The organism is Streptomyces sp. GD-15H, assembly GCF_045291515.1.
Taxonomy (GTDB): domain Bacteria; phylum Actinomycetota; class Actinomycetes; order Streptomycetales; family Streptomycetaceae; genus Streptomyces.
Map to the genome: position 1 here is coordinate 454,688 of NZ_CP149447.1, position 22,980 is coordinate 477,667.

Consider the following 22,980-nt stretch of genomic DNA (forward strand, 5'->3'; position numbering starts at 1 on the left):
GAACCTGCCCATGCCCCGCCCCCTGCGGGTAGCCGTCGTAGGATCCGGCCCCGCCGGGATCTATGCCGCCGACGCCCTGCTCAAGTCCGCCGTGGCCGCCGAACCGGGCGTCTCCATCGACATCTTCGAGCGCATGCCGGCGCCGTTCGGTCTGATCCGGTACGGCGTCGCTCCCGACCACCCGCGGATCAAGGGCATCATCACGGCCCTGCACCAGGTGCTCGACAAGCCGCAGATCCGGCTGTTCGGCAATGTGGACTACGGCACGGACATCCATCTCGACGACCTGCGCGCGTTCTACGACGCCGTGATCTTCGCCACCGGCGCGACCGCCGACCGGTCGATGTCCGTCCCGGGAATCGACCTCGACGGCTCGTACGGCGCGGCCGACTTCGTCTCCTGGTACGACGGTCACCCGGACGTGCCGCGTACCTGGCCGCTCGAGGCGGAGAAGGTCGCCGTGCTCGGTGTCGGCAACGTCGCCCTCGATGTCGCCCGCATCCTGGCCAAGACGGCGGACGAACTGCTGCCGACGGAGATCCCGTCGAACGTCCACGAGGGGCTGAAGGCCAACAGGGCGCGGGAGATCCACGTCTTCGGCCGCCGCGGTCCGGCGCAGGCGAAGTTCAGCCCGATGGAACTGAGGGAGCTGGACCACTCCCCCAGCATCGAGGTGATCGTCGACCCCGAGGACATCGACTACGACGAGGGTTCGATCGCGACCCGGCGCGGCAACAAGCAGGCCGACATGGTCGCCAAGACCCTGGAGAAGTGGGCGATCCGCGACGCCGGCGACCGTCCGCACAAGCTGTTCCTGCACTTCTTCGAGTCGCCGTCCGAAATCCTCGGCGAGGACGGCAAGGTGGTCGGCCTGCGCACCGAGCGCACGGAGCTGGACGGCACCGGCAACGTCAAGGGCACCGGCGAGTTCAAGGACTGGGACGTCACCGCGGTCTACCGCGCGGTGGGCTACCTGTCCGACAAACTCCCCAAGCTGCCCTGGGACATCGACTCCGGCACCGTTCCGGACAAGGGCGGCCGGGTCATGCAGGAGAACGGCGACCACCTGACGTCCACGTACGTCACCGGGTGGATCCGTCGCGGCCCGGTGGGCCTGATCGGCCACACCAAGGGCGACGCCAACGAGACGGTGGCGAACCTGCTGGACGACTTCGCCAACGGTCGACTGTCGGCGCCGGCGTCGCCCGCCCCGGAGGCCGTGGACGCGTTCCTCGCCGAGCGCGCCGTCCGCTACACCACCTGGGACGGCTGGTACCGGCTGGACGCCGCGGAGAAGGCCCTGGGCGAACCGCAGGGACGCGAGCGGGTGAAGATCGTCGAGCGTGAGGACATGCTGCGGGAGAGCGGCGCGTGAGCTGAGAACCGGACGGCGGACACCGAACGCACCGCCGAGCGCCCGCCCGGCCCCTCGGGGGACCGGGCGGGCGCTCCGCTTTCCGTACGGCCGGCGAGCGGCCGTCGGTGCCCACTCGTACCCCCCTGGTGTGACAGCGATCGGAGTTGTGTACGATCCAGCCTTCACCAGATCACCATATGACCTTCACACAAAGGTCATACAGGGGGGATGAGTTCATGCGCATACGCACTGCCGCCGTCGCCACCACCGCCGTCGCGGGCGCCCTGGCCATGCTGACGGCCTTCCCGGCGCACGCCGCCGAGTACACCTCCGCGCTCAAGGTCCGCGGCGTCCAGTACGACGCTCCGGGGCGCGACTCCAACAAGTGTTCCACGGGCAACACGCACCAGGAGTACCTGACGATCAAGAACTACTCGCCGACGAAGACCGTGAACCTCAAGGGGTACCTGGTCAAGGACGCCGCCGGGAACCGGTTCGTCTTCACCGCCAACCACTACCTCGAGCCCCGCGACTACGTGAAGTTGCGCGGCGGCCACGGCACGGACTCCGACAAGAACAACGTCGTCTACCGCGCCAACTGCAACTTCCTCTGGAACAACGACAAGGACACCATCTACCTGGTCAAGCCCACGGGCAGCCGCGCCGACGTGCACTCGTACACCAAGCACGGCTCCGACCGGGACGGCAACGGGTACATCACCTTCCACAAGTGACCTGCCCTGCCGGACAGCGCGCCTAGTCCGTGAGCGGTAGGTGGCACGTCTCCCCCGGGTGGATGCGGGCCGTGCGGTCCGGGAGGCGCACGTCGATCGGGGCGGGGCCGGAGGCCGGTACGGCGATCTCCAGCCGGCCTCGCTCCAGCCTCAGCCGGACACCCCAGTGGCCGTGGTAGCGCAGGGTGAAGCCGTAGGAGGACAGCTCCGGCAGGGGCACCGGGTCCAGCCGCAGGTCGCCGTTTCGGGTCTCCAGCCCGGGCAGTCCGCGCTGGACCAGGTCGAGGGTGCCGGCCATGGCGCCGAGGTGAATGCCCTCGCCGGTGGTACCGCCCTGGATGTCGGCGATGTCCCCGCGAAGTGCCTCCTGACAGAACGTCCAGGCCTCGGCGCGCCGCTCCCGGGCCAGCACCCAGCCGTGGACGAGGCCGCTGAGGGTGGAGCCGTGGCTGGTGCGGTGCAGGTAGTGGTCCATCGTGAGCCGCCAGGTCGCCTCGTCCAACTCGTGCCCCAATCGGCGGAACAGGTCCTGCAGTTCGGCCGGGGCGAACAGATAGCCGAGCATCAGGACGTCCGCCTGCTTCGAGGCCCGGTAGCGGTTGACGCTGTCGCCCTCGGCCTCCAGGATCCGGTCCAGCCGCCGGATGTCGTCGTACCGCCGCCGGTAGTCCTGCCAGTCGAGCTCGGCGAGCTTTCCGTACCCCTCGAACTGGCTGATGACGCCGTCGTGGAAGGGCACGTGCAGGGTGCGGGAGACTTCCTCCCACTTCTCGAGTTCGCTTCCGTCCAGGCCCGTGCGTTCGTCGAGTTCCCGCCGGCGCGGCTCGGGCAGGGTGCGCAGCACGTCGAGGGTGTGGGCGAGCACCCAGGCAGCGGTCACGTTCGTGTAGGCGTTGTCGTCCAGTCCGGGCTCGGCCGCGTCGGGATAGGCGTCGTGGTATTCGTCGGGGCCGACCACACCCTTGATCCGGTGCCGGCCGAGCAGCGGGTCCCAGGCGGCGGCGTCCGCCCAGAAGCGGGAGATCTGCAGCAGCAGTTCGGCACCCTTGGTGTGCAGGAACTCGGTGTCGCCGCTGGCCTCGCAGTACTGCCACACGTTGTACGCGATCGCCGATCCCACATGGTGCTGGAGGTGGGAGTGGTCGGGCACCCAGCGGCCCGACCGCGGGTTGAGGTGGAACTGTTGGGCCTCTTCCCTGCCGTCGCTGCCGCTCTGCCAGGGGAACATAGCCCCCCTGCGTCCGGCGTCCCGGGCGGCGGTGAGAGCCCGGCCCAGTCGGCGGTGCCGGTAGTGCAGCAGGGCTCGGGAGACCTCGGGGAAGTGCAGGTTGAGGTAGGGCAGCACGAACAGCTCGTCCCAGAAGACGTGTCCGCGGTAGGCCTCGCCGTGCAGTCCCCTGGCCGGCACCCCGACGTCCAGGTCGGCGGTGTGCGGGGAGAGGGTCTGGAGCACATGGAAGAGGTGCAGGCGCAGAATGGTGCCGGCCTCGCCGGGGACGTCCAGTTCGCCCCGGCGCCACAGCTGGCCCCAGGTCGTCCGGTGGGACTCCAGCAGTTCGTCGTAGGCGGGAACACGGGCCACCCGGTCGACGGCGGCGTGCAAGGGGTCGCTGATGGCCGGGTCGCGCGAGGTGTGGAGGGCGACGATCTTGTCCACGGTCGCCGTATGGCCCGGGGTCAGGTGCAGGCGGGTCGACTGGACGGCACGTCGGTCCTCCCTGAGGATCGCGGTGGGCGCCTCGGACAGCAGCCGGGAAGCGAAGGCGATCAGGATGTCCGAGGTACGGGTGCGGCAGCGCAGCCACACCGTGTCCGGCGCCGAGCTGCCGCTGTGCACATGGGTCAGATGCCGGCCGTCCAGGTCCCGGTAGCGTGCCACTCCCGCGTTCGTGACGCCACCGTCGAGTGCCGCCTCGACCTCGAGGGCGCCGGAGTGCTGCTCACCCGTGAACTCGGTGCGCAGCGCGGCCAGATGGGGGTCGGCCAGGTGCACCAGCCGTTCCTGGCGCACCCTCAGCACCCGGCCGCCGCCCAGATCGTACCGGGTCAAACGCTCCAGCAGCCCCGAGGACAGCCGCAGGGTTTCCTGGTGGTCGAGCACGGTCGTGGTGTCGGGGGTGAGCCACGGGCCGCCGGGCAGCCGGAAGCGCAGCGGCAGCCAGTTGGGAAGGTTGACGAGGTCCTCGTTCTCCACCTGCCGCCCGGCGACCTCGGAGGTGAGCCGGTCGTAACAGCCGGCCACGTAGGTGCCCGGATAGTGCACCTCGTCGGCGGTGCATTCCGGCAGCGCTCCCCGGGTGGCGAAGTAGCCGTTGCCAAGTGTGCACAGCGACTCCCGCAGGCGCGCCTCGGCGGCGTCGTATCCCTCGTACTCCCAGGTCCAGCCCGTCACGAGGACGCTCCTTCCGCAGTCGGGCCCCGGTGGTTCGGCACGGGGTACCCCGCCCCGGGCCGACCACACGCGGCCGGGCGGGCGCTAACTCTCCCGTACGGGCACGCGCCACACCAGGGTGGTGCCGCGGTCCGCGGAACTGTCGATCTCCAGCTCGCCCCCGAGCTGCGTGGCGCGCTCGGCCATGTTGCGCAGCCCGCTGCGGCGGCCGTCGGCCGGAATGCCCACACCGTTGTCGGAGACGGTCAGCCGCACCTCGCGGCCGTCGGTCTCGAGGGCCACCTGGGCGCGGTCGGCACGCGCGTGCCGGGCGATGTTGGTCAGGGACTCGGACAGGACGGCCACCACATGGTCGGCGGTCTCCCTCGACACATGGGTGTCGACCAGTCCCTCCATCCGCACGCTGGGCGCGAAGCCGAGCAGGGGGGCCGCCTCGCCGACCACCCGCACGGCGCGGGCCCGCAGACCGGTCCCGGACGCGGTGTCGTGTGCGCGCAGGCCGAAGATGGTCGACCTGATGATCTTTATGGTCTCGTCCAGGTCGTCCACCGCCCGGGCAACCCGCTCCGAGGCCTCCTTGTGCTCGATGAAGCGGCCGGCGCTCTGCAGCGTCATCCCGGTGGCGAACAGCCGCTGGATCGCCAGGTCGTGCAGGTCCCGGGCGATCCGGTCCCGGTCCTCGAGCACGGCGATCTGCTCGGCGTCGCGGCGCCGCTCCGCCAGTTCCATCGCCACGGCCGCCTGCGCGGCGAAGCCCTGCAGTGGTTCGATCTCCTTCTCGGAGAACTCGCCGCCGCCGGTGGCGCGCACCAGCAGGACGATGCCCCGGACGCCGTCACCCGATCCGACGGGCACCGCCACCGCCGGGCCGAGTCCGGCGAAGCGCGGCGGTCCGGACGAGATCCGCTCGTCGCTGGAGACGTCCGGGCTGGTGACGGGGGCGGCGCTGGTGAACGCCCGGCCCAGCAGACTGTCGTCGACGGGTACGACGAGCCCGCGGTGGGCGTCCGCCTCCTGGCCGATGGCGAGTTCCACGGTCAGTGATCCGGTGCCCTCCATCGGCACCGCCACCTCGGCGAGCGCGGCACCGGTGATCTCCCTGGCGCGTTCGGCGATCAGCAGGAGGGCCTCGCTGCCGCCGCTGCCGGACATCAGGGCGTGGGTGATCTCCGTGTTCGCCTGCAGCCACCGCTCCCGCAGCCGGGACTCCTCGTAGAGCCGGGCGTTGTCGATGGCCACGCCGGCGGCGACGGCCAGGGTCGACAGGACCGACTCGTCCTCCTCGTCGAACTTCGCCCCGGCACGCTTCTCGGTGAGGTACAGGTTGCCGAAGATCTGGTCGCGGACCCGGATGGGGACGCCGAGGAAGCTGTTCATCGGCGGGTGGTGGGGTGGGAATCCGTAGGAGGCGGGGTGGTCGGAGAGCTTGGCCAGCCGCAGCGGCTCGGGGTGGCGGATCAGTTCCCCGAGGATGCCGTGTCCCTCGGGGAAGTGGCCGATCCCGGCGATCACTTCCCCGCTGACGCCGACGGTGTGGAAGGCCGACAACCGTTTGCCGTCGGGGCCGATCACACCGAGGGCGGCGTACTCCGCGTCCACCAGCACCGCCGCGGCGTCGACGATGCTGTGCAGGACCTGCTTCAGGTCGAGTTCGCGCCCCACCTCGAGGACGGCCTCCAGCAGGCTGTGGACCCGGTCGCGCGTGCCGCGGGCCGCGTCGATCCGGGCTTGGAGCTCCTCCAGCAACTCGTCCAGCCTCAGCTGCGGCAGCCTGAGGCGGGCGTCCCCGTCCCGCTCGGAGCTCTCCACCCGTGGTCCTCCCGTTCGCTCGCCCTACCGGGAGAGTGCCCCCGGCAGGTGCCACGGTAACGGGCCCTGCACGCCCGCATCCCACCGGACGCCGCACCCGGCGTCAGCGCTCCGTGCGCCGCAGCCGGTCCTGGGCCTGGGTGGCGATCACGGCGGCCTGGATGCGGCGCTCCACCCCGAGCTTGGCCAGCAGCCGGGAGATGTGGTTCTTCACCGTCTTCTCCGCCAGATACAGCCGCTGGCCGATCTGCCGGTTGGTCAGCCCTTCACCGATCAGTGCGAGGATCTCCCGCTCGCGTTCGGTCAGTCCCGGCAGGGCGTTCCGCTCCTCCTCCGGCTCCTGTTCCTTCCTCAGCCGGGCCATCAGGCGGGTGGTGGCGCTCGGGTCGAGCAGGGACTGCCCCGAGGCGACCGTCCGCACGGCCGCGACCAGGTCCGAGCCCTGGATCTGCTTCAGCACATAGCCGGAGGCACCCGCCATGATCGAGTCCAGCAGTGCCTCCTCGTCGTCGAACGAGGTGAGCATCAGGCAGGCCAGGTCGGGCATCTTCGAGCGCAGCTCGCGGCAGACGGTCACACCGTCGCCGTCGGGCAGGCGGACGTCGAGGACCGCCACGTCGGGGCGGAGTGCGGGGACGCGCACCAGGGCCTGCTCGACGGTGGCGGCCTCGCCGACCACGGTGATGTCCGGTTCGTCGTTGAGCAGGTCGTGCACTCCGCGGCGGACCACCTCGTGGTCGTCCAGCAGGAAGACCCGGATGGGCCGGTCGGGTCCGGGCTGCTCGCTGTCCGCCATCTGACGCTCCTTGTCCTCGGTGTGCCGGGCTGTCGGCCGGGCAGTCCCCCACAGGGAGATCCTTCTCGATTCCGGGCCGGACGGCCAGGGCCGACCGGCCTTGCTTTCCTTCGGTCACCCGTTTCGTCTCGGGTCACCCACTGCTTCGCGGGGCGCGGCCAAGGCCGGTCGGTCCGGGACGCCGGGACCATCGGCCCCTGTGCCACGGCGCGCGGCCGGGCCATCCTCGAGCACAGGAGCGGCGCCGATCCCCCGCGGTGTCGCTCCGCTCACGATACCGACGGTTCCGGTGCTCGCCTCCGTCCTCGCCCTCGTCCCAGGTGCCGTACTCACCGGTCAGTGCCGGTCGGCCCCGGTGGACCGCTGCGGCTGGGGCCGGGCGGCCCTACCGTCGGGCTCGCCGCTCCGGGTTGTCTGGGTGGTACGTCTGAGAACCACTGCCGGTCCGTGTCGGAGCCGTCCGAACGGATCGTCGCCGGAACGACGGTCGTCACTCCGCGCGGTGAACTCGACCTGTGCACCGCGCCCGTGCTGTCGCGGCGCCTGGACGCACTGACCGACCACGCCTTTCCCGACCTGGTGCTCGATCTGCGCGCCGTGTCCTTCATCGACTGCTCGGGACTGGGCGCGCTGTGCCGCGCGCGCAACCGCCTGCTGGCCCGCGACGGGCGGCTGCGGCTGATCACGGACAAGCCCTCCTTCCTGCGCATCCTCCACCACGTCCGGCTCACCGGCGTCTTCGAACTGCTCCCCCGGCTGCCCGCGGAGCTCGACGCGGCCGTCCCCACGGTGCGCGAAGGCCGCTGAACAGCCTCGTGAGTCCCCCGGAACCGAGCCGATCGGCCCTGCTTGGTGCGCGTCGCCCGGGACCGAAGGTCCCCTTCTCCCGGGCCGATGGGCCCGCAATGCCCCGCCGGCGTCGGTTACCGACGGAAACCCGCACGTCGGATTGCTATACAGGTGGTGCCGCCGGTCCGGAACGGCGGCCCAATCCCCTTACCGCGTCACGTTGTTGGGAGACCTCATGCTGTCCGAAGAATCTGCCGCAGTGGTCCGGGCCACCCTTCCCGCCGTGGCCGGAGCGCTCGACGAGATCACCGCACGTTTCTACGGGGCGATGTTCCGCGATCGCCCCGAACTGCTGGACGGCATGTTCAACCGGGGCAATCAGGCCAGTGGGGCTCAGCGCCGGGCGCTGGCCGGTTCCATCGCCGGTTTCGCGCAGGCGCTGCTCGCCGACCCGGACACCCGGCCGGACGCCCTGCTGGCGCGGATCGCGCACAAGCACATCGCGGTCGGGGTCACCGACGACCAGTACACGATCGTGCACAAATACCTGTTCGGCGCGATCGCGGAGGTGCTCGGCGAGGCCGTCACCCCCGAGGTGGCCGCCGCCTGGGACGAGGTGTACTGGCTGATGGCCGGTGCTCTCATCGCGCAGGAGGCCCGCCTCTACCAGGACGCGGGGGTGGAACCGGGCGCGATATGGCGGCAGTGGACGGTCGTCGAACGGCACGAGGAGACCCCCGACGTGGTGTCGTTCCTGCTGCGTCCGGCCGACGGCGAGCCCGCTCCGCCCGCACGGGCCGGGCAGTATGTGAGTGTGCGGCTGCGGATGCCCGACGGGGTGCACCAGCTGCGCCAGTACAGCCTCTCCTCGGACCCCGGTGGCGACCTGCGCCGCGTCACCGTCAAACGCGTCACCGGCGAGGCGGAGGCACCGGACGGCGAGGTGTCCAACCTGCTGCACGCGCAGACCGGCGTGGGTGACGAACTCGCGCTGTCCGTGCCGGCCGGCGACGTGGCCCTGGACGAGGCGGACACTCCGCTGGTGCTGGTCTCGGCCGGTATCGGCTGCACCCCCATGGTGGGCATGCTCGCCCGGCTCGCCGCGACGGGCTCGGCCCGCCGGGTCCTGGTGCTGCACGCCGACACCTCGCCCGACGAGCACGCCCTGCGCGCCGAGGTGCGGTCACTGGTGGAGCGACTGCCGGACGCTCGCGCGGTCTTCTGGTACGAGCGGCCGGGTGCCGAGGAGTCCGCCGCGCGCGGCGGCCTGATGGACCTCGCCGGGATCGACGTCCCGGCGGACGCGTCGGTGTACCTGTGCGGCCCGCTGCCGTTCATGCGCACGGTGCGTGGCCAACTCCTGGGCACCGGCGTCCCCGCCCGGCAGATCAGCTACGAGGTCTTCGGTCCCGACCTGTGGCTCCCCGACGCGGCCTGACCGCGACCGGCTGACACCGTGACGCCGTGTGCCCTTCGCGCGTACCGCTCGCGAGGGGCACACGCCCGTCGCGCCGATCCGGACCGGCCCCGGATCGGCCCCGTCTCAGACCTCCAGGTCGGTCTCGATCCGGCGCAGCTGGTGGCGCGCCATCGCCAGGTTGGCGCGTACCTTGTCCAGGACCAGGTAAAGGAACAGGCCGTTGCCACCGCGCCCCTTGAGCGGGCGGATCAGGTGGTACTGGCTGCCCAGGGTGATCAGGATGTCCTCGATCTCGTCCTTCAGCCCCAGGAGTTCCATGGTGCGCAGTTTCGAGCGCATGACGTCGGTGTTGCCCGCGGCGGCGACCTCCAGGTTGAAGTCCTTGTCGCCGCCCATCGTGCCGAGCGCCATGCCGCTGGTGTAGTCGACGAGTGCGGCGGCCGTCGCGCCGTCGATGGAGCTGAGGCAGTCCTTGAGCGAGGTCTCGGTGTTGGCCATGAGAGGTGTCCTTTCGGTCGTGATCGTTGTTCTGGCCGGTCGCCAGGTCGTGCCGCGGCGGCAGGCCGGGAGGAGGAGCCGGGAATCAGCCGTCGGCCTGGGGCCGGGGCCGGTGTGCGGGCCGCTGCGGAGCGCGCACCGGGAGGATGCCGATCCGGCGGTCCGCGTCCGAGGCGGGTACGGGGCCTTGTTCGGGCGCCGCGCGGTCGGCGTGTCGGCCCACTCCGGGGCCGGCTCCGGTGGCGACCAGATCCGCGATCCGGGCCCCGCTGCGCCGGCCCTCCAGATGCAGCCGGCCGACGTTGACCCGGTCGTCGGCGAGCAGGGTGAGCACGGCGGTGCTTCCGGCGGCGTAGGTCGCCACGTATCCCTGGGTCCCGCGCACCAGCAGTTCACGGAACTCACCGCGGGCGGCGGCGTCCGTCACGCGGTACGCGACACCGAGCGCGGCGGCGGTGAGCGCGGCCAGCCCCTCCGGTTCGGTGTCGGGCACGTCGTGGGCGAGGACGAGTCCGTCGACGGTGGCCGCGAGCGATCCCGCCAGCCTGGGGACGCGGGCACGGAGCCGACGCAGTTCGTCCAGCACGTCGGTCTCGACGGCCATGAGCAGTCTCCTTTCGGCACGCTGTCGACGCGCGCGGATCACAGGGCCTCCAAGGCGTGCAGGAGCCGTCGCAGCAGCGCTGTGTCGGGCTCGTCCCACGCGGCGCCGGCTTCGCCGGTGCCCGGTGAGACGGCGGCGACGGGCAGGGGTGGGGGCGGCGCGGGGGTGATCAGCCCGTCGGCGGCCAGGCGGCGCAGTTCGACGAGGGTGTGGAAGGTGCGGCACGCGAGGGCCGAGGCGATCTGCGCGGCGGTGCTGGCTCCGTCGACCCGGGCAAGGGTCCGGCCGCGGCGGGGCGGCAGGTCCGCCGGGTCGGCGCCGGGCGCGCGGGTGAGCGGAGCGGTGTCGACGGCGGGGTCGGGCCAGATGCGGTGCAGCAGGTCGCGGCGGCGCCGCGACTCGCGCAGCACGCTGTGCACCGGAACGGGGCGGACCGCGCCGAGCCAGTGCGCTGCTTCCGGGCGGAAGCGGAGCGCGGCGGTGTCCTGGGCCAGCGCGAAGTACGCCGCGTCGAACAGCGCGCCCGTGTGACACAGTTCCAGCGCGCCCGCGGTGAGACGGCCGCTGTCGACCAGCTGGCGGCCGACGCGGTGGTGGGCCCCGGCCCGCTCGACCGCATCCCACCAGCCGTCGGCCGGAAGGGCCCCGCTGCGGGTGAGCAGATCGCCGAGGTCGGGGCTGTACGCGGATTCCACGTGGACGACGTGTCCCTCCGCCAGGTAGAAGATCCCGGACTCGGTGGACAGGGCCCCGGTGGCGCGGTCCGCCGCGAGGCTGTCCAGCACGGCCGGCACCGATCCTCCGGTGGGTGCCGATCCGTCGGCGGGTGCCGCCGTGGTCATCCGAGCACCAGCCGGTCCGCCATCTCGGCCAGCCGGATGCGGGCCAGGGCCAGGTTCCCGTCGCGGCGGTCGAGCCACAGGTACAGGAACACGGTGCTGTCGAAGGTCGTGATGACGAACCGGAGCAGGTGGTACGCGTCGGCGGTGGTGAGGATGAGGTCCTGGACGGGTGGTTCCTTGCCGGACGCGACGGACAGGCCGCCGTCGGCCGGTGCGAGTGTGCCGCTCTCCATGGCGAGGCGGGCGAGTTCGGCGGTCTCCGCCGCTGTCGCCTCCGGGTCGTCGCCCGGCGCGTCGCCCACCGCGCCCAGCGCCAGTCCACTGATCCAGTCGACCACCAGTGCACCCCGCGCACCAGGCAGTCGCATGGCTTCCAGCAGACTCTCGTCGATTCCGGGCACGCCGGATCCCCCCATCGCACGGCTGTACCGCGAACGTGACATCGACGCTACGGTGTGTGCTCGACCGAGGTGAGAGCTTCGGTGTTTTCCCTTGGAATATGCGACAAGGGCCCCCCGGTGCTGATAACGTCAGCGATTTTCCCCGTCCGGTACGGCCTCCGGGAGGACCCCGGACGCCGGGCGGACGCCGCGCGGCGCATGGTGGCGGGGCCCGCGATGCCGCGGCGGGGTGCGAGCAGGGCCTTCCCCTCTGCGGATGGTGGGTCGGCCCTGCTCACCGGGTTCCATTGTGGTGACCGGGTACTGTCGCGACCACGAGTGAAAGCCCTCCGCCATGTGTGCGCCCCGCACACCCCGTGCGCGGGACCCGCGTGCGGGGATGACACGTGGTACATGGGGGCACCACCGCGCGGGTAGCCGCGGACGAGGACCGCCGCCCGGCGGAACCCGCGTCAGTTCGCCGTCCGACAGCGACGACAATGGCAGGAGCCCGTGCCCCCGTTCACCCCTGGACCCATGCCGACCTCACGCACAGCCCGCCCCACGATCCCTCCGTCCGTCTGGCTGACCGCGCAGGCACACCGGCGCCTCAGCGCTGGACGTGCTCCGGCGCACCCTGCCCCGGCTGGAGGACAGCGGGGGCGTCGATGCCTTCCTGGAAGTGCCCGAAGCGGGGCACGAGGCGCGGCAGGACGCGCCGGACCGGGTGTTCCAGGCCCGTGTCCGGGTCGCCGGGGCGGTGACCGTGCGCGCCCGGCTGAGCGTCGGCCCCGCCGACGGGGACGGGCAGCGCTGGATCCTGGTCGCCGAGGCCGAGCAGCCCTGGGACCACACATGGCCGTCCCCCGCCGGTATGTTCTGGCCCCTGGACGACCCGGACACGGACTGGAACCACGACGCGGCCACGGGACTGCGGCTGGGAGAGCTCAATCCGCTCCCCGAGGACGACAAGGCCGTACGGCGGCTGCTGCGCGCCTGCGCGCGGAGCGCCGACGGGAACGGGTGGAACATCCACGTGGTCGTCCACGAGGCGATGACCACGGACGACCGCGGCCGGTTGCCGCTCGCCCACTGGCTGCCGTCGGGGCTGCGGCACCGCGTGGTGGAGCACCGGGCCGCGCCGCACCAGCTGCGGGTCGTGAACTGGGCGCTGCGGGACTCCGGTGTCGAGGTGCCGCGCGGCGGGGCGGTGGTCCTGCCCGGCGGACCGGTCCCGGACGGCTACGAGGCCGGGGAGTTCTCGGTGCGCGCGGTATTCCTGGACGGCACCCCGCCTGCCGACCTGGTCGACGCGGTGAACCGGTTCGCGGCGCTGCCGCGTCCGCTGCCGGACGGCGCCGAGGCTGCTCTGACCGCGCTGCGCGAGGACTGGCGTCTGCTGACCCCGGAGGAGGAACTCGCCCGCGAGCGCCGGCTGGTCGCCATGTACGCCGACGCGCTGGAGGCCATGACGAAGTCCCGCGACCTGTACCGGGAGGCGGCCGAAAGCGCGCACGAGGCACTGGCCGCCTACCGGGAGTCCGCCGCGGCCTACGGGAACCGTGCCCTGCCGCCCGGTGGTACGCCGGCTCCGTCGCCCAAGCGGCAGCTGACGCGCACGCTGGAGCGTCTGAAGTTCGGTCCCAGGGCGGCGCGCCGCCCGTCGGCCGAGGAGGAGGAGCACCGGGGCCCGCCCGCCACCGACACGCAGTCGGCGGCTTCGGGCGCGTAGGTCCTTTTCCGGCCCGTGCCCGGTCGGCCCCGGCCCGTGCTCGGTGGATCCCCGCGTCTCTCCTCGATCGATGCTCGCTCAGTCCGGCATCCGGTGTGTCCCGGGTGCCGGCCACACCGCCCAGCGCCTGCCGGGGAACGGGGACGCCACCCGGACGACCAGGGCCGTCAGCGCCAGCAGCGCGGCGCTGACGGACGCCGCACTGGCCAGCCACTGCGGGGCGAGCGCGAGGCGGACGGCCCGGGACAGGAAGACGGACGGGAAGGACGGGCCGTAGGCGTGCGCCCCGACCAGGGCCGCGGGTACGACGACCGCCACCGCGAGCATCAGTGTGCCGGGGCGCACCACCAGGATCAAGGCCAGCGCCGCGCAGAGCACCGACAGGCCGACGGCGAGGGCGTGCAGGCCCAGTGCGGAACCGTCGCACTGCAGGGGGAAGTGGGCCACCGCGCACAGGGCGAGGGCCACCGCGGCGAGCCAGCTGGACCAGGTCAGGGACCGGACCACCTGTTCAGGCGGGCGCTCGCGGGCGGCACCGTCGGGTCTCCGGTCGGGCCGCGTGCCGTGACCCGTTCGCGCGCGGGGCCGGTGGTGCCTGATCCGCCGTCTCGAGCGCAGGGCCGCCGCGCCCCGGGCACCGCGGTGGACGGGCCGGTACCCGGCCTCTGGAGTCGCACCGCGCCCGTCTCCGCCTCCGTCGCCGTCCCGGGCGCTTCTTCGGGCCCCGTCCCCGTCCTGACCGCTGTTCCTGGCTCGGTACGGGGCTCGGTGCCGGTCTCCGTACGCGTCGTCGTTGTCCTCCTCGCCGTGGTCGTCCCCGTAGCGGGACGGGACTGCCGTCGGGTCGCCGGAGCGTTCCGTCGGCTCCTGCGCGGCCAGACGGTCTATCAGCTCGATCAGTTCCTCGACGGAGCGGCCGGAGGCGGCGGCCCGCAGCGCCTCCTCACGACAGTGGGGTGCCAGCTCCTCGTTCTGCAGCAGCGCCACCAGCCGGGTCACGTCCGCCACGGGACGGTGCGCCGCCGCGGCCCGGATCACCTCGTCGGCGCTGTCGGCGTCGTGAGGCGGCCGGGTCAGCAGGGCGACCAGACGGGCGACGTCCTCCACGGGCAGGCCCACCCCGACGGCGCGCAGAGCGTCGACCACGGCCCGCGTGTGCTCGGGCGAGCGTGCCAGCGACGTGATGAGGTCGGCGACCTCCTCCAGGGGGCGGTCCGACACCACCGCGTACATCAGGCTGCCGACGGAATCCCCGGTGCTGAGCGGGGCCAGGTCCAGCCGGCCGGTGCCGGTGGCGGAGACCGTCGCGGCGGACGGAGGGGGCATCGTCGGCGGTGCCGACGGGAGGGCCGGGTCCGTCCCGGCGGGTATCGCGGATTCGTTCGAGGTGTTCGAGGGGGGTGTCGAAGAGCAGGTGGTCATGCTCGGCTCCATGAAGAAGGCTGAGGCCGCTCCTCGCTCCCGGACGTACGACGAGCGACGTTACGTGGACCATTACTAGGCCCCCTCGCCCCGCACGGCCACTCGGCTGGGCCATGGGTATGACCCGCGCGGCTCCGCGCGTCCGGTGGATGCCATACCGGAGCCGTTACCGGGCATCCAGACAGAGAGACCGGTGTCTCGCCGCACCTGGAGGAGGACAGCCCGTGGACACAACCACCGTGGTACTCGTCGTCGCCGCCGTCGCCGCGGCCGCCGTGCTGGCCTGCGCCGTGGCCGTCCTGGTGCGACTGGTCCGCACCCGGCGGGCGTTGCGGGAAGCCGGTCTGCCCACGGGCCCGCGATGGGTGTTCTGGGGTGCGGTCCTCTATCTGGTGCTGCCTGCCGACCTGTTGCCCGACCCGATCTATCTGGACGACATCGGCGTCCTGCTGCTCGCCCTGCGCACCATGCGCGGCTCCCTCGGCGCGCGTTCACTCGGAGCGGCTCCCCGGCGACCGGACCGTGAACCCGCCGATGACTACGCTCCGTGAGGAAACCAACCACCCGTTCGATTCGTATAAGTCTCTGGAAGCCAAAACAAGTCGGCGGACCAAGCGGCGGCGCACGGTGGGCCGTCGGCGGTCGGCGCGGTACCGACGAGGGAGAGACGATGCAACCGTTTGCGCTCAACTACGCACGTCCGGCACCGGAGTTAGCCATAACCACTCCGTATGTGTACGACTCTGGACTGCAGTTGAACGTACTCGTCGACGGACGGGTGGCAGCCTGTGATCACGCACTGTTGCGAGAGGTGGGCACCACGACGTCCACCGCGGGGTCCAAGACACACTTCGACGACTGACCATGGACCGCAGACGATGACCGTACTGATCCTCACCTGCGAGGAGGACGTGACCGCCGACATGGTGATCGTGCATCTGCACGACTCCGGGGTTCCGGTGGTGCGCCTCGACCCGGCAGATCTGCCCGGCGGGGTCTCACTCTCGGGTGAATACGTCCACGGCCGCTTTCGCGGCCATCTCTCCGCCGGGGGACGGCTGGTGAGCATCGGCGGGCTGCGGTCCGTGTGGGTGCGCAGGCCGGGCACCCCGGCCGGGCGGGCGGCCCAGCCGTCGCCGTGGCTGACCGAGGAGGCCGCACAGGCCCTCTACGGCATGCTGCGCGGCTCGGACGCCCGCTGGATGAACCATCCGGACGCGGCCCGGCAGGCCCGTCACAAGCCATGGCAGCTACGCCTGGCCCAGCGCTGCGGCCTGCCCGTGCCCGCCACGGTGATCACGACCTTCCCGCGCGCCGCCCGGGAATTCGCGGAGCGCTTCCCGGACCTGGTGGTCAAGCCGGTCTCCGGAGCGCATCCGCAGGATCCACCGCGGGCCGTGCCGACCAGCCGGGTGGCGTCGGACGCCGACTTCGCCGCCGTGGCATTCGGGCCGACACTGCTCCAGCGGCGGATCGCGAAGCGCGCCGACATCCGGCTCACCGCCGTGGGCGAGCGCCTGTTGGCCGCCCGCAAGGCGACGGCTCCGGATGCGGAACCGACGGAGGTCGATGTGCGTTTCGCCACATCGACCTCCCCCTGGGAGCCGGTCGACGTACCGCCGCGCACCGCCGACGCCGTCCGCGCCTATCTGTGCGAGGCCGAACTGGCTTACGGAGCCTTCGACTTCGTCGAGGACGCGGACGGGACGTGGTGGTTCCTGGAGTGCAACCAGTCAGGTCAGTTCGGATTCGTCGAGGTGGAGACGGGACAGCCGATCGCCCGCACCGTCGCCGAGTGGCTGGCCCGGCCCGTTCCCAAAGAAGAGACTCCGGAGGTCAACGGGGCACGCACCACGGCGTGCTGAAGACCCGTACCCCACCTGGACGTGGTGGTACGGGCCCTTTTTCCGGGTCAGTGCGGCCGGGGGCCGGGCAACAGGGCGGTGCGCTGCCAGCCGTTGCCCGGGGACTGCGGACGGTCGAGACCCGGGGTGTACCCGGATGACCGCAGGGGCCGCATGACCAGCTCCAGCTCCCTGCTCACTCGTTCGGCCTCCCTGCGGACCTGTGCGGGCACATCGCCGCACTCCGCGATGAGTCGGTCGTAGATGGGGGAATCCTGGAACACCCGGCAACGTGCCTCTCTGCTCGTCGCCCCCCGGAACGGGGGTGCGACTGCCGAGTGTAGGCGCCCGGACACCACGGAGTGGGAATTCACCCGTACGACTTGATGCAGACCGGGACACGGGGGACAGCCGGCGCGAGCCCCGGTCCGCTCGGGCCCGGGCCGATCAGGCTCCCGTCGTGGAGCCGGGGCGAACGATCATGAGGATCGTGACCGTCACCCACAGCAGGTTGAACACACCGGTGAACACGGCCAGTCGCACCGTGGCCTGCCGATCGACGGAGCGTCCTTCCGTCAACTGCTCGACGAGCTCCTCCTGGCGGGGCAGGACCAAGGCGATCAGGACGCCCGCGGCGGCCGCCGTCAGGGCGATGGAGGCGAGGAGCCGGCCCTCACCCGGGACCCCCATGGCGAGAGCGGTGGCAAGTCCGAGGACGGGCACCGCGATCCCTGCCCGGGCGTAGGCCCCGCAGATGCGGTGCAGCACTCCGGCAGTGGTCACCGCCGTCGCCGCGGGCCCGTCACCCCCGGCGGGGACGGCTCGGCGCACGGCCGGCGGGAACATGCTCGCCGCGACGGTCACGGGACCGACGGCGATGATGGCGGCGAGGACGTGGACGGACAGCAGGAACTTGGTCACCGGGGCTCTTTCCTTGGTGCGATCAGCGGTGCCGGGCTCACGTGAGGGGCCCGGCGGACGATCACCCATGGGCCGGATCGGCGGCTTCCCACGGATTCCCGCCAACACCGCCCGCCTGCCCTCCCTGCCATTGCCGTACCACCACCCCGGCTCCACCCCGGTTCTCGCGGGTGGCGGGAATCCGCCTACCGTGGCGTTCATGCACTCCGTGGCGATCCTGCTGCTCGACCGGGTCATCCCGTTCGACACGGCGGCCCCCATGCAGACCTTCGACTGGACGCAGTTGTCCGACGGCCGGCCCGCCTACCGGGTGCGCCCGTGCGCGGAGACACCCGAGGTGGCGGCGGACGGGGCGGGCTGGTCCTGCGCGTCGACCGCGGGCTGGAGGCCCTGGCGGACGCCGACACGATCATCGTCCCGGGCCGTGCCGAGGGCGCCGCGCCGCTCTCCCCGCCGTCCGCGCGGCACTGCGCCGGGCGGCCGGGGCGGGCACCCGGATCGCCTAGGTGTGCGTGGGCGCGTTCGTCCTGGCGGAGGCCGGGTTGTTGAACGGGTTGCGCGCCACCACGCACTAGGTGGCTGCGGACCAGCCGGCCCGTGACTTTCCGCGCGTCGAGGTGAAGCCCGACGCGCTCTACGTCGACAACGGGCAGATCCTCACCTCGACCGGCGCCGCCGCCGCACTGGACATGTGCCTGCACATGATCCGCCGGGACCTCGGCTCGGCCGTGGCCGCGAACACGGCCCGGATGTCCGTCATGCCGCTGGAACGGGAGGGCGGGCAGGCCCAGTTCATCGGGCACCAGTATCCGCCCGTGCCCCGTGGGTTGGCCCTGGAACCGCTCCTGGAGTGGCTCGAGGACAATCTGGCGCACGAGGTCACACTCGGGGCGATGGCGGCGCGCGCCGGGATGAGCGAGCGCACCTTCGGCCGCCGATTCCGTGAACAGACGGGCACCACGCCGGTGCAGTGGCTGCTGCGGGCACGGGTGCGGCGGGCCCAGTACCTGCTGGAGAACAGCGACTACACCGTCGAACGGATCGCCCAGCAGTCAGGGTTCGGCTCGCCCACGGCGTTCCGTGAGCGGTTCCGCAAGGTGGTGGGCACCACACCGTATGCGTACCGGTCGGCGTTCCACGGGCGGCAGCCCGCCGCGAGTACCGGCTCGTAGCCGGCGAAAGCCGGCAGGAGCCCTGCGTCCGGCCGAACCTGCGGACTGCCCGCCTCGGCGGGGTGCGGCCCGGGAGCCGTCACCCGACCAGGTGCCGGCCGCTCTCGCCCTCCACGTCCGTGGTCCGGATGTCGGCCGTGGTCCGCTCCCGGGTGAGCAGCGCGTCCGCGCGGGCGACGGCCTCGCGGATGCCGGCCGTTCCCGTCATCACGCAGAGCGTGTACGTGATGTCCTCCAGCTCGCGCGCCGCGACGGGCGAGTGCCGCTCCGCCTGCGCGATCCGCAGCGTCGCGTAACGCGTCAGCAACTGTCTGACCCTCTTCGGATCCGGTACCAGCACGAAGGCGCCTTTCTCTGGGGTGTGAAGCAGCGCCTACCCGGATCACGCCGAAACATTCATCCCATGCACAACTGGTCGGAGTGGACAAAAACCTGTCGCCCCGCGACGCGTCCTGCGACCGCCCGTCAAGCCGCCTGATCGCCGTGCAGCGCGGTGTACGCCCGCCCGCGCAGCCTCGGGTTCGGCGGCGGGCGTGAGGAAACCCGCCCTCCGCTTCCCGGGCCGCGGACACGATCCGTGCGCCGGAAGCGGAGCGGACGCGTGCGACCAGGACCCCGGAACCGTGGCTCGTTGCGGCCGACTTCGCCGGCGTCCCGATGGTAGGCGTCGGCGGTGTCGATCAGGGTGACGCCGGCGTCCAGCACGGCGTGGGCGAGGGATCGCGCCCGAGGCAGCCACGGCCGGGGGATTTCGGCAAGGGCGGGTGTCAGTGGCCCGCGCTACGCTGCGCGCGACTGCACGTTCCGGCCAGTTTCAGGAGGTTCACATGGCTTCGCGCCTCAATCCGTACCTGAGTTTCGACGGCGACGCCAAGCAGGCAATGGAGTTCTACCAGGGCGTTTTCGGCGGCGAGCTGCGCCTCAACACCTTTGGCGAATCCGGCCAGGCGAGCGGAGAGCATGCCGGCAAAATCATGCACGCCATGCTGGAGACCACCGCCGGTTTCGCCCTGATGGGCGCTGACACACCGCCGGGTACGGAGTACACCCCGGGCACCAGCTTCTCCGTGAGCGTCAGCGGTGACGACGAGAGCGAACTGCGCGGCTACTGGGACAAGCTGAGTGAGGGCGGCTCGGTGGCCGTACCGCTGGAGAAGCAGATGTGGGGGGATGTGTTCGGGATGTGCACCGACCGCTTCGGCGTCCCCTGGATGGTCAACATCAGCGAGCACCAGGGCTGACGCCCGGACGGCCGTTGCCGCCGGCCGGGACTCCCCGCCCCCTGCCACCCCGGCCGGTGTGACACGCTCGGGCCCAACAGCGGGCCGGGCACCACCGGCCGGCGGCGAACACGGCACGGGAGAAGCGACGGCATGCGTATCGGACTGCTCGGCACCGGCCCCTGGGCGCAGGCGGCACACGCCCCCGCGCTGAGCGGGCACAAGGACCTCGACTTCGTCGGCGTGTGGGGCCGCCGCTCCGACGCCGCCAAGGAACTGGCCGACCGGCACGGCACGCGGGCGTACGACGACGTCGACGCGCTGATAGCCGACGTGGACGCCGTCGCCGTCGCCCTGCCGCCGGACGTGCAGGCCGGGCTCGCGGTCCGCGCGGCGCGGGCGGGACGCCATCTGCTGCTCGACAAGCCGCTCGCCCCGACGGTGGCGCAGGGGCGGGCGGTGGCGGAGGCCGTCGAGGAGGCGCAGGTTGCTTCCGTGGTCTTCTTCACCACCCGCTTCCAGCCCGAACCGGCTGCGTGGATCAGTGAACAGGCGGGTGCGGGTGGCTGGTTCACCGCGCGGGCGGAGTGGCTCGGGGCGGTGTTCACCTCCGGCGACAGCCCGTTCGCGGCCTCGCCCTGGCGGCGGGAGAAGGGCGCGCTGTGGGACGTCGGCCCGCACGCCCTGTCCGTACTGCTGCCCCTGCTCGGCGACGCCCGGCGGGTGTCGGCGGCGGCGCACGGCCCCGGCGACACCGTCCATCTCGTGCTGGAGCACACCAGCGATGCTTCGAGCACCCTCACCCTGAGCCTGACCGCGCCCCCGGCCGCCGCCGGCGCCACCGTGGAACTCCGCGGCAAGTCCGGCGCCACCGTCCTGCCGGAGACGGCCCAAGGGGCGGTCCCCGCCCTCGGCCGGGCCGCCGACGCGCTGCTCACCGCCGCGGACACCGGCAGGCCGCACCCGTGCGACGCCGCGTTCGCGCTCCGCGTCACCGAGATCCTGGCCACCGCGGAGGCACTGCTCGACGGTGGAACGGCCCGGCCCGGCCTCTGACGTCCCCCGGCTCGAAGACGCTCAAGAAGTGCTCAAGCAGTCGTGGGGTCCTCGTACGCCGTTCAAGTAACCGCTGGTCAGGGTGGGTTGGGGAACAAGTCGGACTCATTGGCGGGGGTCGTTCCGGTCCGTACCATCAAAGCCGTGCGTCGGCGCCGACGCACGGCGTGAGAGCGCTCTCACCCTTGGAGCGCTCTACGCTCCAAGGTTCCGGGCCGGGTCGGCGCCGTACGGCCCCCCACGATTACCTCAGGAGACCCCCACATGGCTCCTCGTCACCAGCGCTCCCTCGACCGTCGGAAGGTTCTCTTCGCTCTCGGTGGGGCAGCCGTGGCCACGCCCGCCGTCGCCGCGCTCGCTCCCCACGCCCTCGCGGAGTCGCCCGCGGACACGAAGGCCGCCGCGGCCGCCGCGGGCCCCCTCCCGCTGACGATCGTCAACAACAGTGGTTCCTTCGACAACACGAGCGTGCACCTCCACGTCGTGGGCAACCAGAACGGCCGTCGGGTACGGTCACCCCCGACGGCAACCCGGCCCCGATCGCCCTGTCGGACAACGGCGCCGACGGCTTCACCGACCACGCGATCAGCCTGGCCGGCAGCGGCGAGACCAAGCTGTCCCTGCCGTACATGTCCGGTCGTGTCTACGTGGCCCTCGGCGAGAAGCTCAAGTTCAAGGCCGTCGCGGACGGGAACGGCAACGCGGCACTGCAGTACCCGGCGGGCTGGGTCACCTCGGACCCCAACTACGGTGTGCTGCACGACTGTGCCGAGTTCACCTACGACTCCGCGGGCATGTTCTGCAACACCACGATGGTCGACATGTTCAGCGTGCCGTTGAACATCCGGCTCACCGGCTCCAGGGACCGGACCACGGGCGCCTTCCGTGACGGGGGCCGCCGTGCCGTGTTCGACGCCCTCAGGCAGGTGGGGGCGCTCTCGCGGCTCGTCGTGGACGACACCCGGATCATCGCGCCGGGAAACGGACTGGACTCGGGTCTGTTCGCCAAGGACTATCTCGCCCCGTGCATCGACGAGGTGTGGAGCGCCTACACCGGCCGGGACCTGGAGGTCATCACCAACGCCGGCACCTTCACCGGCCGGGTGCGCGGCGGCCGGTTCACCTTCGACGGTCCCGCCCCGGTCTCCTTCGGCAAACCGTCCACGCGGGACGTGCTCTTCTGTGACGGCGCGCTCGCCGCCCCCGACGACGGGTCCGATCGGCCCGGTAGCCGCTGTGCTCGGTGCCGGCTTCAACCGCTCGACGCTGCTCAGCCACCCCGCCCAGCCGACCACCGACGCCTCGGCCTTCTACCGGACCGAGCTCACCAACCACTGCTCCAAGGCCGTGCACACGGCCACGAAGGACGGAAAGGCGTACGGCTTCGCCTTCGACGACGTAGCCGACTTCGCCTCGTACATCCAGGACACGGCCCCCACGGGCCTGCGCCTGACGTTGTCGCCCTTCTAGACGACCGGACGGCTCCCCGACGGGGCGCCGTCCGAGGCGTCGCCGGTTCGGACCAGCCCGGTCGGCGGCCTGCGCAGTGTTTTCGGCGTGCCGGGGAAGGTACCCCTGCACGTGAGGAGCGGCCCTTCGAGGCGGCGCCCCACGTGTTCCGGATGCACGGCGGGCTCCCGCGTTGAATGGTGATATCGGACCCGATGACCGCACCGGGGCCGCTACAACGTCCGGACCCGAGGAGCCAGAAGATGTCGACGTCACAGCCCGAGCAGTCCCGGCCGTCCGAGGATCGCACCACCCCGGACGGCCTGCTCCACGCCCGTACCGGCACCGACGTGTCGCCGGAGGACCTCGTCCTTGCCTCCGGCAAGGATCTCACCCCGCAGAGTCTCGAATGGGCCAGGCGCAAACTGGCGGAGGAGGGGCCCGCCGCACTGGACAAGTTGCTTCCCTGAATCCCGGGACGGCGCGCCGCCAGCCGGTGCATGTCCGCACCGGGCCGGCGGCGCGCCGTCCTGATCAACACGG

The 22,980-nt window shown here is 71.9% G+C and carries 22 protein-coding genes and 2 pseudogenes; 13 read left to right on the forward strand and 11 right to left on the reverse strand.

Going from position 1 to position 22,980, the window contains the following annotated elements; all coding sequences use genetic code 11:
* The first annotated feature begins 10 nt into the window (after positions 1-10).
* Entirely contained in the window at positions 11-1,375 is a 1,365-nt protein-coding gene (locus WJ438_RS02195) for an FAD-dependent oxidoreductase (protein ID WP_406723716.1), read from the forward strand.
* A 218-nt stretch (positions 1,376-1,593) separates the two neighbouring features.
* Complete coding sequence (locus WJ438_RS02200) at positions 1,594-2,091, forward strand: lamin tail domain-containing protein (protein WP_406723717.1); 498 nt, start codon at positions 1,594-1,596, stop codon at positions 2,089-2,091.
* A 22-nt stretch (positions 2,092-2,113) separates the two neighbouring features.
* On the opposite strand, the gene WJ438_RS02205 is transcribed toward WJ438_RS02200, so the two are convergent.
* From WJ438_RS02205 to WJ438_RS02215, 3 genes are all read right to left on the reverse strand, one after another.
* Positions 2,114-4,483 carry a glycoside hydrolase family 65 protein gene (locus WJ438_RS02205; protein WP_406723718.1) on the reverse strand — a complete coding sequence of 790 codons (2,370 nt, stop codon included), beginning with the start codon at positions 4,481-4,483 and terminating at the stop codon, positions 2,114-2,116.
* Between the two features lie 84 nt (positions 4,484-4,567).
* Positions 4,568-6,292 carry a GAF domain-containing protein gene (locus WJ438_RS02210; RefSeq protein ID WP_406723719.1) on the reverse strand — a complete coding sequence of 575 codons (1,725 nt, stop codon included), beginning with the start codon at positions 6,290-6,292 and terminating at the stop codon, positions 4,568-4,570.
* Between the two features lie 103 nt (positions 6,293-6,395).
* Entirely contained in the window at positions 6,396-7,088 is a 693-nt protein-coding gene (locus WJ438_RS02215; protein ID WP_406723720.1) for a response regulator, read from the reverse strand.
* Between the two features lie 447 nt (positions 7,089-7,535).
* On the opposite strand from WJ438_RS02215, the gene WJ438_RS02220 reads away from it, so the two are divergent.
* Both WJ438_RS02220 and WJ438_RS02225 read left to right on the forward strand, forming a co-directional pair.
* Positions 7,536-7,895 (forward strand): STAS domain-containing protein, encoded by a 360-nt coding sequence (locus WJ438_RS02220; RefSeq protein ID WP_406723721.1) that lies wholly within the window; start codon positions 7,536-7,538, stop codon positions 7,893-7,895.
* A gap of 217 nt (positions 7,896-8,112) precedes the next feature.
* Positions 8,113-9,315, forward strand: coding sequence for a globin domain-containing protein (locus tag WJ438_RS02225; RefSeq protein WP_406723722.1), 1,203 nt, complete (start codon positions 8,113-8,115; stop codon positions 9,313-9,315).
* Between the two features lie 105 nt (positions 9,316-9,420).
* On the opposite strand, the gene WJ438_RS02230 is transcribed toward WJ438_RS02225, so the two are convergent.
* The 4 genes from WJ438_RS02230 to WJ438_RS02245 all read right to left on the reverse strand — a co-directional run bounded on the left by WJ438_RS02230 (position 9,421) and on the right by WJ438_RS02245 (position 11,642).
* Positions 9,421-9,795, reverse strand: a complete 375-nt coding sequence (locus tag WJ438_RS02230) for a hypothetical protein (protein ID WP_406723723.1) — start codon at positions 9,793-9,795, stop codon at positions 9,421-9,423.
* 85 nt (positions 9,796-9,880) lie between these two features.
* Positions 9,881-10,399: a roadblock/LC7 domain-containing protein gene (locus tag WJ438_RS02235; RefSeq protein WP_406723724.1), complete on the reverse strand. Its 519-nt coding sequence runs from the start codon at positions 10,397-10,399 to the stop codon at positions 9,881-9,883.
* Between the two features lie 38 nt (positions 10,400-10,437).
* A complete protein-coding gene (locus WJ438_RS02240) occupies positions 10,438-11,241 on the reverse strand; it encodes a DUF4388 domain-containing protein (RefSeq protein ID WP_406723725.1) in 804 nt (267 codons plus the stop codon).
* The gene (locus WJ438_RS02245) at positions 11,238-11,642 is read right to left on the reverse strand and encodes a hypothetical protein (RefSeq protein ID WP_406723726.1); all 405 of its coding nucleotides are present in this window, start codon (positions 11,640-11,642) and stop codon (positions 11,238-11,240) included. Before WJ438_RS02245 ends, WJ438_RS02240 begins: the two co-directional genes overlap by 4 nt.
* Positions 11,643-12,243: 601 nt before the next feature.
* Between WJ438_RS02245 and WJ438_RS02250 the strand changes: the two genes are divergently transcribed.
* Positions 12,244-13,353 carry a hypothetical protein gene (locus WJ438_RS02250; RefSeq protein ID WP_406723727.1) on the forward strand — a complete coding sequence of 370 codons (1,110 nt, stop codon included), beginning with the start codon at positions 12,244-12,246 and terminating at the stop codon, positions 13,351-13,353.
* A 78-nt stretch (positions 13,354-13,431) separates the two neighbouring features.
* Here the strand turns inward: WJ438_RS02250 and WJ438_RS02255 are convergent, their stop codons facing one another.
* The gene (locus WJ438_RS02255) at positions 13,432-14,775 is read right to left on the reverse strand and encodes a hypothetical protein (RefSeq protein ID WP_406723728.1); all 1,344 of its coding nucleotides are present in this window, start codon (positions 14,773-14,775) and stop codon (positions 13,432-13,434) included.
* A gap of 224 nt (positions 14,776-14,999) precedes the next feature.
* On the opposite strand from WJ438_RS02255, the gene WJ438_RS02260 reads away from it, so the two are divergent.
* The 3 genes from WJ438_RS02260 (at position 15,000) to tgmB (ending at position 16,640) form a co-directional block, all read left to right on the forward strand.
* Positions 15,000-15,326, forward strand: a complete 327-nt coding sequence (locus WJ438_RS02260) for a YkvA family protein (protein ID WP_406723729.1) — start codon at positions 15,000-15,002, stop codon at positions 15,324-15,326.
* A gap of 119 nt (positions 15,327-15,445) precedes the next feature.
* Entirely contained in the window at positions 15,446-15,637 is a 192-nt protein-coding gene (gene tgmA, locus WJ438_RS02265) for a putative ATP-grasp-modified RiPP (RefSeq protein ID WP_406723730.1), read from the forward strand.
* Between the two features lie 16 nt (positions 15,638-15,653).
* The gene (gene tgmB, locus WJ438_RS02270) at positions 15,654-16,640 is read left to right on the forward strand and encodes an ATP-grasp ribosomal peptide maturase (RefSeq protein WP_406723731.1); all 987 of its coding nucleotides are present in this window, start codon (positions 15,654-15,656) and stop codon (positions 16,638-16,640) included.
* Between the two features lie 47 nt (positions 16,641-16,687).
* Here the strand turns inward: tgmB and WJ438_RS02275 are convergent, their stop codons facing one another.
* Together WJ438_RS02275 and WJ438_RS02280 are read right to left on the reverse strand one after the other, a co-directional pair.
* On the reverse strand, positions 16,688-16,903 hold the full coding sequence (locus tag WJ438_RS02275; protein ID WP_406723732.1) for a hypothetical protein: 216 nt from the start codon (positions 16,901-16,903) through the stop codon (positions 16,688-16,690).
* Positions 16,904-17,066: 163 nt separating this feature from the next.
* Complete coding sequence (locus WJ438_RS02280; protein WP_406723733.1) at positions 17,067-17,540, reverse strand: hypothetical protein; 474 nt, start codon at positions 17,538-17,540, stop codon at positions 17,067-17,069.
* Positions 17,541-17,739: 199 nt separating this feature from the next.
* Between WJ438_RS02280 and WJ438_RS02285 the strand changes: the two are divergent.
* A pseudogene (locus tag WJ438_RS02285) lies at positions 17,740-18,712 on the forward strand (GlxA family transcriptional regulator).
* Between the two features lie 79 nt (positions 18,713-18,791).
* Here the strand turns inward: WJ438_RS02285 and WJ438_RS02290 are convergent.
* Positions 18,792-19,052 (reverse strand): DUF5133 domain-containing protein, encoded by a 261-nt coding sequence (locus tag WJ438_RS02290; protein ID WP_406723734.1) that lies wholly within the window; start codon positions 19,050-19,052, stop codon positions 18,792-18,794.
* Positions 19,053-19,539: 487 nt separating this feature from the next.
* Between WJ438_RS02290 and WJ438_RS02295 the strand changes: the two genes are divergently transcribed.
* The 4 genes and pseudogenes from WJ438_RS02295 (at position 19,540) to WJ438_RS02310 (ending at position 22,907) form a co-directional block, all read left to right on the forward strand.
* Positions 19,540-19,953 carry a VOC family protein gene (locus WJ438_RS02295; RefSeq protein ID WP_406723735.1) on the forward strand — a complete coding sequence of 138 codons (414 nt, stop codon included), beginning with the start codon at positions 19,540-19,542 and terminating at the stop codon, positions 19,951-19,953.
* Positions 19,954-20,085: 132 nt separating this feature from the next.
* On the forward strand, positions 20,086-20,988 hold the full coding sequence (locus WJ438_RS02300; RefSeq protein WP_406723736.1) for a Gfo/Idh/MocA family protein: 903 nt from the start codon (positions 20,086-20,088) through the stop codon (positions 20,986-20,988).
* Between the two features lie 264 nt (positions 20,989-21,252).
* A pseudogene (locus tag WJ438_RS02305) lies at positions 21,253-22,458 on the forward strand (beta-1,3-glucanase family protein).
* Positions 22,459-22,700: 242 nt separating this feature from the next.
* Entirely contained in the window at positions 22,701-22,907 is a 207-nt protein-coding gene (locus tag WJ438_RS02310) for a hypothetical protein (RefSeq protein ID WP_406723737.1), read from the forward strand.
* Positions 22,908-22,980: the final 73 nt, after the last annotated feature.